Origin of the sequence: Mastigocoleus testarum BC008, assembly GCF_001456025.1 — a bacterium.
GTDB classification, from domain to species: Bacteria; Cyanobacteriota; Cyanobacteriia; order Cyanobacteriales; family Nostocaceae; genus Mastigocoleus; species Mastigocoleus testarum.
This window is the reverse complement of the sequence record NZ_LMTZ01000120.1, coordinates 12911-28384: the sequence shown is the minus strand read 5'-3', so window position 1 is coordinate 28384 and position 15474 is coordinate 12911. Positions and strand designations below refer to the sequence as shown.

Sequence of the window (15474 nt, the reverse complement as noted above, 5' to 3'; positions counted from 1 at the left end):
AAAATATACTGAGACTCAAAAGTCTTTTTTGCAGGAGTTGTTGGTAAAAATCTTTTCAAGAATCAAACATGATTCCTATATTGAATAAAGTAGGGCGAACGTTAATTTTGTCATTCCACAATATTAAGCCACTTAAGACGTTTAAATTGCATTAGTAGTTTTGTCAAAAATAAAATTCTTTAACTCCACACTTACGTTACAAGTATTTTTGACCTTTTGTGAATCAATAATAATTTAAGTAACACCACTTTTTCTTACCAGAAAGCTTGTACTACAATATTGCGATTATTGTAGTTTGAATGTATTATCGATATGTGTTGTTTAAATATTAGGACTTACGCACTCGTTACCTTAGCGTAGCGAGTCCCTTTGGGACTTATTTCCATTAGCGGATCCGTAAGGTAGCGGCTCCGCAGGTAGCGCAGCTATAGCTATAGCGTGACCGCAAGGTCATTGGTTTGGGGTGAACCGCACCTACGGTGAATGCTATTTCCTTGCGGAAACGCAATAACTACGTTACGCTGCGCTAGCTGCTAACCTTGCATTGCAATGACTGTAATAGTGTTGTTCGTGCGTAAGTCCTGAATATTATGGAAAATATTATTACTGATAATATTTTTTGTAAATAGTATAAAGCTTGTAATTGGTTGATGAGGGGTAATAAAAATAATGAGGAGAATTTCGATTGCACAAGATACAGTCAAAATTCTTGACATTGGTAGCTACACTTCTCCTACAGGTAAGGAAGTTAATGTGGGTCAGAGTTTGCGCTGCTGCTTAGCTGCAACTGAATATTGTGAACCTGATCAGCTCTTCCAAATTCAACAGAATATTCTTGGTAGTGAGCCTCAATATCATAGTACTGACTTTGAAGTTAAAAATGAAACTAGTTTGATGGGAGCCCAGAGAATTAGTGCGAGTCAAGAATTTGAAAAAATCGGCGTTCTCAACTTTGCTTCCGCAAAAAATCCTGGTGGCGGTTTTCTTAAAGGAGCGCAAGCACAGGAAGAGAGTTTAGCGCGCAGTTCCGCACTTTATAAAAGTCTCTTATTGTGTCCCGAATACTATGATTTTCATCGTCGTCATGGATCCCTATTGTATAGTGATCGCATGATTTATTCTCCAGATTGTCCAGTTTTCAAGCAAGATGATGGAACTCTCTTAGAAGAACCTTATCTAGTAGATTTTATTACTAGTCCTGCGCCCAATGCTGGAGCAATTTTGAGGAATAAACCCACAGATTTAGACAAGATTCCAGAAGTTTTTTATACTCGAACGACAAAATTATTGAGTTTAGCTGCTTACCATAATTGCGATACTCTGATTTTAGGTGCTTGGGGATGTGGGGTATTTAGAAATCAACCTTCTTTAGTTGCTAGGATGTTTGCAGATTTGTTACTAGCGAATGGTCCATTTTGGGGTCGATTTAAAAAGGTTATTTTTTCAGTTTTAGATTCTAGTAAAAATAAAGGGACACTTATGGAATTTGAGAAATGTTTTGCCATTTAAATCTCATAAATGTCCTTTATGACAGAATCATTAATGCGATCGCTATTGTATTTGCGATCGCTATCATGTTTAAATTTCTCTTCACTCAGAAATCTAAAATGTTCCCAACAACGGTAGTACTTTTTTCTTCAATAAATCTATTAGAGTTGGTTCCATATACTCATATTCGTCTTTGATATCAAGACAAATTACTCGCTTATTTTTGAGCGAAGGTTGAAACTTATGAGAAAGCTTTCTGAGATGGGACTTTTCCATGACAAAGATTATATCTGCCCATTGAATTGATTCGCTACATACAGATATTTCTGCAGTTCTATCTATTCCTGCTGACTCTACTTCTAGACCTTCATATTCAGAGAATACAGCTTCTGCTGTTGGGCTACGCAATCTATTTTGACTACAAATAAATAACAACTTTTTCATACTATATTTATTGCATAAATTTCGATGCGATCGCAATCTTTATGTCTTTTTCTAGTTTTCTAAGCAAGTATTTGTAAATGAAAAATAAAATTATCGTAGGGTGTGTTGGGCGTACAAAAGAATATACTTTCTATTCACTGTTATTAGCGTCCTGTAACCCATGATTTACATGCCTTAATATTTATGCTTGAAGCAAATAAGAAGATATTCTGTATTGAATGTCGGAAAAACGTTATTGCTCGACTGGCTTTTGGATGCGAAGTATACCCACACAGAAAAGATTTAAGCACACTTCCTTTTTGGATTTGTGGTCGCGTAGCGTGACCGCAGGTCATGACTCCGAATTGCGTAGTATTGAAGAAGCAAGGGACATTTACCGAGAGATTTTAAGGTTGAAGAAAAACAATTTTCTTAGACACCACAAAGATTGATAAACAAGCAGATGTAGAAACACGCTTAAGAAAAAAGAACTTCCACCTACAAATCGCCCCTATTTAACAAGTAAATTAGATATGGGAGTAAAATTTAACCAAATAAGAACATGTCTAGTGATAAATGTGTGGACTCGGTGTCTTCCCACTTAATTGAGATTATAGGTGAGAAAGATACCGTAAAACCGTGGGAAATCTTGGAAGTTGAGCAGCAAAAGAAAATAGAGAAAGGAATTGCATCTTCCACTCCTCCCAATTGGGTTGTATATCCCCACACTCAAGAACAATTAGCTAAAGTGATTGCTGAAGCTTATCGTCAAGATTGGCGAGTTTTAGTTTGTGGAAGTAGTAGTAAAATTAGCTGGGGCGATTTAGTTGAAGCTGTAGATATTGTAGTTAGTACTGAACGCATCAACAAACTCATTGACCATGCTGTGGGAGATTTAACCGTTACTGTTGAAGCTGGAATGAAATTTTGCGAACTGCAATCAATATTAACAACAGCAAATCAGTTCCTTGCTCTCGATCCTGCTATACCCCAAGATGCGACAATTGGGGGAATTGTTGCAACAGCTAATACTGGTTCCTTTAGACAACGTTATGGTAGCGTCCGCGATCAGTTACTCGGTATTAGTTTTGTGCGTGCTGATGGAGAAATAGCTCGTGCTGGCGGTAGAGTGGTAAAAAATGTTGCCGGATACGACCTAATGAAGTTATTTACTGGTTCCTATGGGAGTTTAGGTGTCATTACTCAGGTAACTTTTCGAGTTTATCCTACACAACAAGCATCAGAAACGGTACTTCTAACGGGAGATGCAGATGGAGTATCCACCGCAGCGACAACACTTCGAGCCTCCGCTTTAACCCCAACTCAAGCTGATTTACTGTCTACTCAACTTGTATCTGATTTAAATTTAGGTAGTAATTTGGGATTAATTGTTCGTTTTCAAAATATACCTGAAAGTGTTAGTGAGCAATCAAATAGACTATTAGAAGTTGGGAAAAAATTGGGTTTAGAAGGAACAAAGTTTTCTGGTTCTGAAGAAAGCGACTTATGGAAGAGATTGCAAGAACAAATCTATTTTACTAGCACAGATGCCCCAATTGTTTGCAAAATAGGAATACTACCCTCTGCAGCAATGAAAATATTAAATAGTGTGGGTAGAGTTTTAATTCATAACAGCAGTGGTTTGGGTGTAGCCCGATTCGAGCATGAAGGGGAAATACTAAAAATGCGAAATCTTTGTCAAAGCAACAGTGGTTTTTTGTCAGTTTTAATGGCACCTGTATTAGTTAAAAGTAAAATTGACGTATGGGGATATAACGGCAATGCTTTGGAATTAATGCAAGGTATAAAAAAGCAATTCGATCCAAAGAATATTCTCAATCCTGGTCGATTTATTTAAAACATAGGGATTGCAAAACTACAAATAATAAATCATAAATCACGCAGGGACAGGTAATTTAGGGGGTTGGTAATTAGAGATGCAAGTTTCAGATAACAATACGAATAATACTAGTAATCATCTTAAAAATAGTGAAACGGCTAGTATAAAAAATTTAAAAGGATTTGATAATAATCGTCCACCGGACCCAAAACTAATTGATAGTTGCGTTCATTGTGGTTTTTGTCTTTCAACTTGTCCCAGCTACAGAGTCATTGGGAAAGAGATGGATTCTCCCAGGGGAAGAATTTATCTGATGGATGCAATTAATGAAGGTGAAATTGCTTTAAATACTGCTACTACAGAACATTTTGATAGTTGTTTGGGATGTTTAGCTTGTGTTACTACTTGTCCTTCAGGGGTAGAATACGACAAATTAATTTCTGCAACTCGTCATCAGGTTGAGCGTAATTATCCCCGTAGTTTACCCGAGCGACTATTCCGCAAATTAATATTTTCTCTGTTTCCTTACCCCAAAATTTTACGATTTTTACTGATTCCACTCTTTATTTATCAAAAACTAGGATTACAAAAGCTGTTACGCGCTACTGGTTTGTTACAGCGCATATCTCCTCGTATAGCTGCAATGGAATCGATTTTGCCTCAAATTACCCTACAATCGTTTCAAGATGATTTTCCTACAATTGTTCCTGCACAAGGGAAAAAGCGTTATCGAGTCGGAGTGATTTTGGGGTGCGTACAAAGATTATTTTTCTCTCCTGTAAATGAAGCAACTGTTAGGGTATTGACAGCGAATGGTTGCGAAGTGGTGATTCCTAAAACCCAAGGTTGTTGTGCTGCGCTTCCCGAGCATCAGGGACAAACCGAACAAGCTAAGGCTTTAGCAAGACGCATGATTGATAGCTTTGAAAATACAGAAGTAGATTTTATCGTCATTAATGCAGCTGGTTGTGGTCATACTTTAAAAGAATATGGTCACATCTTAGCTGACGACCCTGAGTACCGGGAAAAAGCTAAAAAATTTGCTGCTAAGGTCAAAGATGCGAATGAATTTTTAATTAATGTTGGTGTAACAGCGAAATTATCCCCATTAACGGATGAACCACTAACGATGGTTTATCAAGATGCTTGTCATTTATTACATGGTCAAAAAATTAGCGTCCAACCCCGTCAACTATTACGGAAAATTCCTGGAGTCAAGTTACGCGAACCCATAGATGCTGCTTTATGCTGCGGTAGTGCAGGAGTTTATAATATGTTACAGCCTGAAGTGGCAGATGAATTGGGCAAACAAAAAGCACAGAATTTAATTAACACCGGTGCGGATTTGATAACTTCTGCAAATCCTGGTTGCAGTTTGCAAATTAGTAAACATCTAAAATCCGAAGGGAAAGATATTAAGATTATGCATCCAATGGAATTATTAGATTATGCAATTAGGGGCGTTAAACTGAGAGATTGAATCTTGAGATCTAATTCTTGAGATCTAATTCTTGAGATCTAATTCTTGAAATCTAATTCTTGAGATCTAATTCTTGAGATCTAAGCCTCGAAATTTAAACTATTGAAGTACATCTCATAAACTTCACACTTGCGTCGTCATCCTACTACAGTTATAAATTAGAGATGGCGCATATTTTTTTGTAAATAGTAATGATACCTTACAGCTAGTATTCATTTCCATTTCTTAGAGCAGTGATGTAATAAATCTATTTAAATTATCCATACATAATATTCAATTTATCAAGTTTTTTTGGTAAACAATATTTTTTTAGTTAAGTGAATATTTTTATTCATATGTAAAAAGTGTATACTTAATCTTATTTCATACTTAATTGATTTACTAAGATTCTCACACCCAATCAATGATAAAAATCAATACAACAATAAATCAATAGTAATAATTAAGTTATTGTATCCAAACTCCATAAATACTATGCAGTAGCTTGCTGTCATGATTTACTTGTTATTATTGATTAAGTAGCAGCACTTAATACTACTGGCAAAATATTGCATCATTCCTATTTTTCTGTTTGCGTCTGACAGTAGTAGATAACCATGTAAATTTATCACGCCAATTATTCTTTCATCTATTGCTAAATCAATAAAAATTGTTTAGTGTAAAGCTATCACAAGTATCAATCCCGTTGATGCAATATGTTGGAATCACTAATAACTTTCTATATAAAGTCTCAAATTCTATCACCTCATTAAACTTTTATTCATCAAGAATAGGAAAAAATATATTATTTTTTGACGAAGGAAAAGTGCCATAAATGTAACTTTTTTATTTCATTTTTGTCACCATAATTATTTACATTATTGATTGTAGACAGGAAATAAGCAAAGCTTCTTGTCATTTAGCAACTAATATTTCAGTGTTGTGAGGATTTAATTCAATGTCTAACCTAAATCAATTCGATAATTTAATTTCTGAAGAATTAAATTCAGAAAAACAAGCAACTATTTCTGGTGGTCTTTCATTTAATTTTGATGAGTTTGTTGAAGCAAATGATGAATTTTTCAATAAAAGCAATGGACAGGACTTCACAGGAATTAAAATCGAATTAAATGTGACTGAAAATAATTACTATTATCCCCAGAGTGGTATCCTTGCTTCTAAGTGATAATATCTAATACTATTTTCACTAAGCCTTATTGTTGGACATCAAACTAAGTACGCTAAATATTTGTTGAAGGCTCTTGTAAGCCTAATGAATATCAATTTGACTTGTTTAGTCGCTAATTGTATAAACGAGTCAAATGAGGAGGAAATGCTTGTAACTATAAAGTTTAAGCAAATCCTCCTGTTTTGTTTATGAATTATTTTTTATAAAATTGATTAAATTTTTTCAACAGTGAATGAATAGTTGAGATTAGTTTTCACTGAGTAAATTACATCAAATCCCTCTTCTATACTCGGTACAACTAGTTGTTTATAAGTTGCTAATAGTCCAGGTAAAGGAACTGATTTTTTCTTAGAACGTTGACTGTTGCGTTGTTTACAGTCTTCTAATTTTGACTGAAAATAATAAGCTATAACCTGAATTTTTTTTGCTTTTGCTGAAATAATATAACGACTTCTATCTTCTACCGTTGGATTTGTGTTATCTATGACAAAACGTTGCTTAGCTTCCAAACAAGCTTGAAAGATGATTTTTTCTCGGTGTCTGGTCTTGAGCATATCAAGATTGATCCGGATGTGGGTATCTAAAAAGCGATCGCGATAAAAAGTAGATTTCCCCGCACCTTGGATTCCAATAAAAATAATTGCTTCCATAAATCAAGTCTTCTTGCGATCTAGTTCATCAAACTTCATATTTTAAGTCTTTGACGATAAACAAATTGATGTGAACAGGTTTTTCTGAATAGAGAATACCTAAGATTTTAATTGAGATAGAGAGATTATCTGCCATTTCTGTTAATTAACCTCATGGTATCTGTTGAGATAATTAATTAGAGATGTATCATTAACTATTAAGTATCATTCACCATATTATGTATCGCACAATTTTAACGTAGATATAACCAAATATAGACATTTATCACATGATTTTTGACTGATTGGCTAAAAATGATAATATCCTCATACAAATACCTATGTTGTTGAATAAAAATGCTTCTGGTTGAAAAGCACGTAATCAAAAAACATAATTCCTATTTTAAGGAGATAGATAATTTGTGCTTTTTGGCAAAAAATCTTTATAATTACGCCAATTATTTAATCAGGCAGAGCTTTATTTTTGAGGGAAAATATCTCAACTATAATGCAATGGAGAAACTCTGTCAGGGTAGTGCTGATTATAAAGCTTTACCAGCAAAAGTTGCACAGCAGATATTGATGCGATTACATGAAGCATGGCAAGGATTTTTTAGCTCTTTAGCTTCATATAAGGAAGAACCAGAAAAATTCTTCTGTTCTCCACGTATTCCATCTTATCTTCATAAAACAAATGGGCGCTTTCCTTGTATTTATACCATCCAAGCAATCAGTAAGAAATATCTAAAACATTCCCAGATAAAGCCCTCCAAGACTAACATTGTTATTCCTACGAATGTAAATCAAATTCGTCAAGTAAGATTAGTTCCTAAAGGAAGTTATTACGTATTTGAAGTTGTTTATAAACGTTTGGAAGAGCCACAAATTCATACAAGCGATGGTATCGCCGGGATTGATATCGGATTAAATAACCTGGCAGCTGTAACATCTAATATCAAAGGCTTTAAACCAATATTAGTAAATGGTAAACCATTAAATAAAATCAATGCTTACTATCATAAAATACGTAGTAAGTTACAATCTCTATTACCGAGTAAACACAAAACATCTCACCAAATCCAAAATCTGACTCGTAAAAGAAATTTCAAGATTTATGATTATCTCCATAAGTCAAGTCGTTTAATCATTGATTATCTGGCAGCAAACCAAATTGGGACACTGATAATTGGTCATAACGATAAGTGGAAACAATCAATCGGTCTTGGTAAACGCAACAATCAGAACTTCGTATCAATTCCTTTTGACCGATTTATTTCAATGCTTAAGTATAAAGCAAAACTAATCGGAATCAAAGTAATTATTACAGAGGAAAGTTACACTTCCAAATGTTCATTTATTGACGAAGAACCTTTATCTAAATAACTAAATTATAAAGGTAAAAGAGTTAAACGCGGATTATTTCGTAGTCTAGAAGGAATCTTGATAAATGCTGATTGTAATGGAAGTGGAAATATCATAAGAAAAGTAGTTCCCAATGCTTTTTCTGAGGGAATACAGGGGAGCCACTGCGTTGCGGGGGTTCCCCCCGTTGTAGCATGTGGCGGGAGCCACTGCGTTGCGGGGGTTCCCCCCGTTGTAGCATGTGGCGGGAGCCACTGCGTTGCGGGGGTTCCCCCCGTTGTAGCATGTGGCGGGAGCCACTGCGTTGCGGGGGTTCCCCCCGTTGTAGCATGTGGCGGGAGCCACTGCGTTGCGGGGGTTCCCCCCGTTGTAGCATGTGGCGTGGTTGTAGTTCCCCCAATGAGGATTACTCCTCACAAATAAATTTTATAGTCGATGTTATATTTGACTACAAAATTTACAACTATACTCATAATTAACAGTTAACAAGTTTAATTATAATTATGGATTTGTTACTACTTTGGGGAGTCACTCAGACTGCGGGCTTTGTTTTTAAGCCTATTTTGGAAGATTTAGCAAAAGAGTTGGGAAATATTGCAAAGAATGCAGCTAAGGATTGGGCTAAAGACTTATTTAAAAATCTCTCGACGAATCCCCTTGATTTTTTACACAGAAAAGATATAGATATTGCTGCTGGTAAAGCTTTAAATGCATTTTTGTCACTAGTACAACAGGAGTTGGAATACGCAGAAGTTGAAGATAAAGAATTGCAGCAGTTTATCCAACCATTTAAGATATTTATTTGCGATCGCGATGTTAAAGAGATTTTAGGAAGTGCTTTTGAGTATGAACGGAAAACCTTGGATACCAAGAAATTAGAAAGAAAATGGTATGAGCTAGAGTTACCAGAATTACCAGAGGATTTTGAATGGAAACGAATTGCTAAACCCTATTTCAAAAAAGTAAAAAATATCATCAGAGATTCAGATAAACTCAGGGAAATCCTTGACTCGAAAAATATCGAATCCATTAATAAATATACAAAAGAAACTACTGGAATAATTCCTGATTTCGATTTGCAGCGATATCAAGGAGGAATCAGAAAGCGATACAAAAAATTAAAATTAGAAAGTCTAGATACTAGCGGTTATGCCTATAACGAATTAAAGTTATGGCAAATGTTTATTGTGCAGAATGTTAGGGAAATACATTCAATCTTACCGCAGTTGCACGAAATTCCTAAAGAGCATTTGAGAAGACTGCAAGAAAATCAGCAAGCAGAATCAGGAATTGAAGAAAAAGATTTAGAACATTATAAGAAAAAATATTTTGAACAACCTATACGTTCCATTTTAGAAATAACTAATAATAAACAAAATAATAAGTTTATAGTTATTTTAGGCGATCCAGGTTCTGGCAAATCTACTTTTTTGCAATACTTAGCATTAAGTTGGGCTGAATCACCTTTAAGTAATTTAATTGAACAACCAATCCCACTATTAGTTGAATTACGCATTTATATGCGCCGAAGGGATGATAGGGAGTGTAATAACTTCCTTGAATTTTTCCATAAATGTAGCGGTGTGGTACATCACCTCAATCAACATCAATTACAAACACAGCTACAAGAAGGTAACGTCTTAGTAATGTTTGATGGCTTGGATGAGGTTTTCGATCCTGGTAAACGAGAAGATGTAATTACCGATATTCATCACTTCACAAATGACTATCCTAAAGTGCAGGTTATTGTTACTTCTCGGATTATTGGTTATAAACCCCAAAGATTGCAAGATGCTGAGTTTAAACACTTCATGCTGCAAGATTTGGAAACAGAACAAATTCAAGATTTTATTGAGCGTTGGCATGAGTTAACCTTTAATGATGAAGTAGATAAAATTAGAAAAAAACAAAGATTACTTTCAGGAATTGATAACTCAGCAGCAATTCAAGAGTTAGCGGGAAATCCCTTATTGTTAACAATGATGGCAATTCTCAATCGCAATCAAGAATTACCAAGGGACAGAGCAGAACTTTATAATCAAGCTTCTCGGGTGCTCTTGCATCAGTGGGATGTGGAACGTACTTTAGTTGAAGATAAAAGATTAGATCCCAAAACAATTGATTCTAAAGATAAACAAGCAATGTTGCGTACCGTTGCTTATTTTATGCAAACTAGCGATAAGGGTTTAGCTGGTAATTTAATTAAAGAAAGCGATCTAGAAAAGATTCTCAAAGATTATTTAACAAGTATAGAAGTTGATAAACCTAGATCGGCAGCTAAGTTAATGATTGATAGACTTAGAACCCGTAATTTTATGCTATGTTACCTAGGTGCAGATTATTATGCTTTTGTACATCGGACATTTTTAGAATATTTCTGTGCTTGGGAATTTGTCTGGCAATTTAAAGAAACCCAAACTTTAAGTATTGAAAAATTGAAAATACAGGTGTTTGGTAAACACTGGATGGATGAATCTTGGCACGAAGTTTTACGCTTAATTGCAGGAATGATTGATGCCAAATTTGTGGTGCAAATCATTCAATATTTAATGAAAATATCTGGTGGAGAAAAAGAGAATTTTGTCAATCTGATTTTGGCTGCTGAATGCTTGGCAGAAGTGAGAAATCGCAAGGTAACTATATCTATCGGTAACCAATTATTATCTGAACTTAAAAAATTAATTGACTATGGTGTTTATAAGATATTAATCAATCCCCATGCCGAAGAAAATAATAACAAAATTAGAAAGATTATTACTCAATCAATTAAAGTAATTACTAATACTTGGAAAGATGAACCTGAAACTTTAAGGTGGCTGAAAAAGCTTACTACCACTGATGATTATCGCGTACAACATGTAGCAGTACAAGAATTAGCCCGTGGTTGGAAGGAGCGTCCCGAAACTTTAAGATGGTTGAAAAAACTTACCATGTTGGGTGATACCGATCTCAAACGTGTAGCGATACAAGAATTAGCCCACGGTTGGAAGGAACATCCAGATACTTTTACATGGGTGAAAGATTGCGCTACCACCGATCCTGACCCTGAGGTCAGACGCATAGCGTTAGAGGAAGTCGCTCATGCTTGGAAAGATCATCCTGAGACTCTGATTTGGCTGAAGCAGCGCGCTACCGGTGACGAAAATTGGGGCGTTCGACGTGCAGCAGTTGAAGAGTTAGTCAGTGGTTGGAAGAACGATCCCGAGACTTTATCTATTATTAAGCAGCGCACGCGCCGTCACTAACATGTTTAAGTATTTATGCGGCTTACAAGTCAGTAAGGTACAGTTTAAAAGCTGAAAGTCTATTATCAAAACGATTATACTCCTGATTTCTGACTTCTGTTAGCAAAGCGGTGCGCTATTGCGCACTATTCTGACTCCTGACTCCTGACTCCTGACTCCTGATTCTTTATTCATTCATATTGTGATAAGTTGCAACCGCAGAAGGTGAAATTCGATTTAAATAACGGAATATCCAATACTTAAATATGGTATCCAAAATTACTGGAAAAGTTGCAATAAACAAATATATAAAATCGTGACTAGCAGGTAATCCCCAATGACGAGAAATTCCTTCTAAAACTACTTCCCATCCATGGGGTGAGTGGAAACCAACAAAGATATCTGTAAACAAAATGATAATAAACGCCTTCGCGCTATCACTCAGACCGTAAACTATGTGGTCAAAGAAATCTTTAAGTACCGCTATTGAAGATTTACTAAAGACTAAAAATATCACAAAAGCAGCAACTGAAAACATATCTGCAAAGACATTTTTGATCGCGCTACCACTTTGGCTCTTATACTCATTAGCAATTTCTCTGGCTTTTTCTTTAACTATTTCATTTACTTCATCAACAGAGAAAATCGCTTCATCTTTAATAAAATTCTCAAATATAATTTTTTCTCTATAAGCTCCCAATTCTACTAAAGCTTTTTCCTCCATCTCATAATTTAGAAAAATTTCAGTCTTTTCTGGGGGTCTAAATTTATCTACAATTGGTCCAACAATAATAGCTTTTGACAACTGATGAGTTAGGAGGGGAATAATAATTAGTAATAATAAAAATCTAACAGATACCAAAGTTCTTCTTTGAGACCTGCGAAAATCTTTGACAACATCTTGCTCTGAGTTGGGATTTAACTCTACTTGCAAGCGATTAATCGTACTTAAAATAGAACGGGGTAAAACTCCTGTCGCATCAGCTTTACTTGCGACTTTAGATGATTCCGGCTCTATTAAATCTGAAAGTTCATTTTCTTTGGCGATCGCGGAGTCAAACTTTACTAACTTAGAACGCTTGAGTTTAGATTGTCTTAATAGATCCTCATGGCTGGTATCATCATCAATAGTATTGTACTTGCCGACGATTTCATCAATAAATCTCAACCTTTCTAAAATGAAATCAGGTTCGAGAATTTTGATTTCTTGTTTTTTCAAAGCATTTTGACTGAATTCACTCAAGAAAAAGCGACTAGCCTTAAATTCTGTTAGCCGCATTCTTACTGTTTTGAGATGTTTCTTTAAATCTGACTCAAATAGTTCGACGATACTACGACTGTATTGCGTGGATTCTAGGGCTATTTTTTCGCCATTAAAATAATTATCTTCGATATTTTTAATCTGTAAAGCTGCTTTATAAGCTTCTTCCAGAGAACGTTCTGGAGTTGTTAAGTACCTTTTGTAAGCTGACAAAAGAAAAGAGTAAATTTCTCGTCCCCAATCAGAATTTTTCATCTTAGGTAAATTAGAAGAGCATTGCTCGCTATTTTTTTAACGTACTAATGTACGAGGTATAGTAACAAATTTACAAGGAGATAATTTGTGACTTTTAACTCTCTTTGGGTACTTGGCTCCAGTCGTAGTGGAAAAAGCACTCGCTTAGTAGAAGAATTTTATAGTTGGCTACAATACAATTCAATTTACAATAAGTCATTTGATGCAAGTCAAAAATTGACAAAAAGTAATTACAATGAACAAAAAGAGCTAGATATTGGTCAGTTAGAACCGGGAATTTTAGTATTTTCTGCAAATAATGATAATCGCCAGCAATTAACAGATAAAATTCTGAGCAGAACTCAGGGAAAATATCCATTACGAACTAAAACGCCTTTAGGTTTCTTTCAAGATGAGGTAATTTTATTTTGGCCTTTGTTAACTCAAACATTGAATTTAAAAGCTCAATTCCCAGTCAGGTTACGTCCTGAGACAGAACAGGAATTTGCGACAAAACTTTGGCGTTCCCACTTAGATGATACAACTTTGCGTCGACTGGGCCTTAACGAATATCGTTTGGTTCGACGAATTTTGGATTTATTACAATTAGCAGCTTACAGTCAAGTTCCCTGCAAACAAATAGAAGAAATTATTAGTAAATCTACTGCAACTGATGAAAATACTATCCAATTGGAACCAAACCTAACATCGGAATTATTATTAAACTGGCGTGAATGGTGTTTGGAACGAGGTTTTTTAACTTATGGAATCGTAACTGAACTGTACAACCAGTATTTATTATCCGATCCCATATACCAACAGCAGTTACTTAGGCGTTATCAAGCTGTTTTAGCAGACGATATACAAGATTATCCTGCTTGTATGGGAAATTTATTTGAGTTTCTTTTGGATAATGGGGTTGTGGGAGCTTTCAGTTATAACCACGAAGGTTTAGTACGTTTGGGTTTGGGAGCCGATCCCGAATACATGGCTCAATTAGCAGGACGCTGCAAAGTTGAAACCTTAGAACAAGAAGTTTTTTCCTCATTAGCTCCCAGTTTAACTAAACCAATGCTGGATTTGGTCTTTGAACCCATGACCTTGTCAAGCTTACCCCAGACAGTGCAATCCATCCAAACTACTTCCCGGGCTCAATTATTACGAAAAACTGCTGAAACTATCACTAAAGTCATTGACTCAGGGTCTATTCAACCCCAAGATATTGCCATAATTGCTCCAGGTTTAGATGCGATCGCTCGTTATACTTTAATTGAAATTCTTCACAAACAAGGAATCTGCGTTAATTCCCTCAAGTATCAGCGTCCTTTAATTAGTTCGCCCTTAGTCCGTTCTTTGCTGACAATTTTAGCCCTAGTTTATCCCGGTCTAGGACGTTTAGTAGACAAAAATGATATCGCACAAATGTTGGTAGTTTTAAGTCGCAAACAGGGAAGTATCCCATCTTCTTTCGCAAATAACGAAAATACCGGCTTAACTACTGAAATAGATCCTGTACGTGCTGGCTTAATTGCAGATTACTGTTTTAGACCTCATCCTGAAGTTCCTCAATTATTACCAGTTAATGCATACAATAGATGGGACCGTCTGGGATATGGATCGACCAAAGCCTATGATGAAATATTACAATGGTTGGAACAACAGCGTTCCAATTACCAACAACATCTAATTCCCAGTCCTGTATCTCTTTTATACAGCACCATTGAAAAATTTCTCTCTAACATTGCATACACCGCTTACGAACAATTAGCAGCTTTGCGGGAATTACTAGAAACCGCTCAACATTACTGGGAAATTAATACCCGTATTAAACAAATAGAAGCCTCCCAGAACGAGAATAATTCACCCACCATTAACCTAGGTAATTTAGAAATAGATAATATTGCCCAATTCATTCAACTGCTACGACGCGGTACGATCGCCGCAAATTCTTTTCCTGTTCGTCCGGTGGGACCTGCAGCTAATGCTGTAACTTTGGCAACAATTTATCAATACCGTGCAAGTAGAAGTTTTCATCGCTGGCATTTTTGGCTTGATATAGGTTCTCCTTTGTGGTCAAAGGGAGGTTCTGCAACTTTATTTGGCGCACCCTTATTTCTACAACATCGATTGGGACAACCTTGGACTGCTTTAGATGAAACCGAAGCAGAAGAAAACAGACTACAAATGATTTTAGGAGATTTACTTGCTCGCGTTTCGGAAAAGGTTTACTTGTGTCACAGCGATCTAGCTGTAAATGGACAAGATCAGCTTGGACCTCTCTTACCTTTGGTAAATGCTTGTATTCCGACCGATGTTGCTGTAGTGGGTAGTTATTAGTGATTAATTTGTCAGCTTTATGGAAGGG

Annotated in this window: 11 protein-coding genes; 7 read left to right on the top strand and 4 right to left on the bottom strand. The window is 35.7% G+C overall.

The features are described from left to right. Nucleotides 1–669 precede the first annotated feature (669 nt). Nucleotides 670–1509 (top strand): TIGR02452 family protein, encoded by an 840-nt coding sequence (locus tag BC008_RS31065; RefSeq protein ID WP_027843940.1) that lies wholly within the window; start codon nt 670–672, stop codon nt 1507–1509. Nucleotides 1510–1602: 93 nt separating this feature from the next. Here the strand turns inward: BC008_RS31065 and BC008_RS31060 are convergent, their stop codons facing one another. Further along, the gene (locus BC008_RS31060) at nt 1603–1932 is read right to left on the bottom strand and encodes a low molecular weight protein tyrosine phosphatase family protein (RefSeq protein ID WP_027843941.1); all 330 of its coding nucleotides are present in this window, start codon (nt 1930–1932) and stop codon (nt 1603–1605) included. Nucleotides 1933–2473: 541 nt separating this feature from the next. On the opposite strand from BC008_RS31060, the gene BC008_RS31055 reads away from it, so the two are divergent. The 3 genes from BC008_RS31055 to BC008_RS31045 all read left to right on the top strand — a co-directional run bounded on the left by BC008_RS31055 (nt 2474) and on the right by BC008_RS31045 (nt 6396). Then, the gene (locus tag BC008_RS31055; protein ID WP_036265829.1) at nt 2474–3769 is read left to right on the top strand and encodes an FAD-binding oxidoreductase; all 1296 of its coding nucleotides are present in this window, start codon (nt 2474–2476) and stop codon (nt 3767–3769) included. Nucleotides 3770–3848: 79 nt separating this feature from the next. Next, entirely contained in the window at nt 3849–5231 is a 1383-nt protein-coding gene (locus tag BC008_RS31050) for a (Fe-S)-binding protein (RefSeq protein WP_027843943.1), read from the top strand. Between the two features lie 937 nt (nt 5232–6168). Beyond that, nucleotides 6169–6396: a hypothetical protein gene (locus BC008_RS31045; RefSeq protein WP_027843944.1), complete on the top strand. Its 228-nt coding sequence runs from the start codon at nt 6169–6171 to the stop codon at nt 6394–6396. 215 nt (nt 6397–6611) lie between these two features. Here the strand turns inward: BC008_RS31045 and BC008_RS31040 are convergent, their stop codons facing one another. Continuing rightward, on the bottom strand, nt 6612–7049 hold the full coding sequence (locus tag BC008_RS31040; RefSeq protein WP_027843945.1) for an AAA family ATPase: 438 nt from the start codon (nt 7047–7049) through the stop codon (nt 6612–6614). Between the two features lie 336 nt (nt 7050–7385). Here BC008_RS31040 and BC008_RS31035 point away from each other — a divergent pair, with 336 nt between their 5' ends. Next, complete coding sequence (locus BC008_RS31035; protein WP_058184180.1) at nt 7386–8411, top strand: RNA-guided endonuclease InsQ/TnpB family protein; 1026 nt, start codon at nt 7386–7388, stop codon at nt 8409–8411. Nucleotides 8412–8502: 91 nt separating this feature from the next. Here BC008_RS31035 and BC008_RS50815 read toward each other — a convergent pair whose 3' ends face one another. After that, nucleotides 8503–8790, bottom strand: coding sequence for a hypothetical protein (locus BC008_RS50815; RefSeq protein ID WP_201026197.1), 288 nt, complete (start codon nt 8788–8790; stop codon nt 8503–8505). A 103-nt stretch (nt 8791–8893) separates the two neighbouring features. Between BC008_RS50815 and BC008_RS31025 the strand changes: the two genes are divergently transcribed. Then, nucleotides 8894–11635 carry an NACHT domain-containing protein gene (locus tag BC008_RS31025; protein ID WP_058183452.1) on the top strand — a complete coding sequence of 914 codons (2742 nt, stop codon included), beginning with the start codon at nt 8894–8896 and terminating at the stop codon, nt 11633–11635. A gap of 166 nt (nt 11636–11801) precedes the next feature. Here BC008_RS31025 and BC008_RS31020 read toward each other — a convergent pair whose 3' ends face one another. Beyond that, on the bottom strand, nt 11802–13130 hold the full coding sequence (locus tag BC008_RS31020) for a proton extrusion protein PcxA (protein ID WP_027845498.1): 1329 nt from the start codon (nt 13128–13130) through the stop codon (nt 11802–11804). An 87-nt stretch (nt 13131–13217) separates the two neighbouring features. Here BC008_RS31020 and BC008_RS31015 point away from each other — a divergent pair, with 87 nt between their 5' ends. Further along, nucleotides 13218–15446 (top strand): PD-(D/E)XK nuclease family protein, encoded by a 2229-nt coding sequence (locus BC008_RS31015; RefSeq protein WP_027845497.1) that lies wholly within the window; start codon nt 13218–13220, stop codon nt 15444–15446. Nucleotides 15447–15474: the final 28 nt, after the last annotated feature.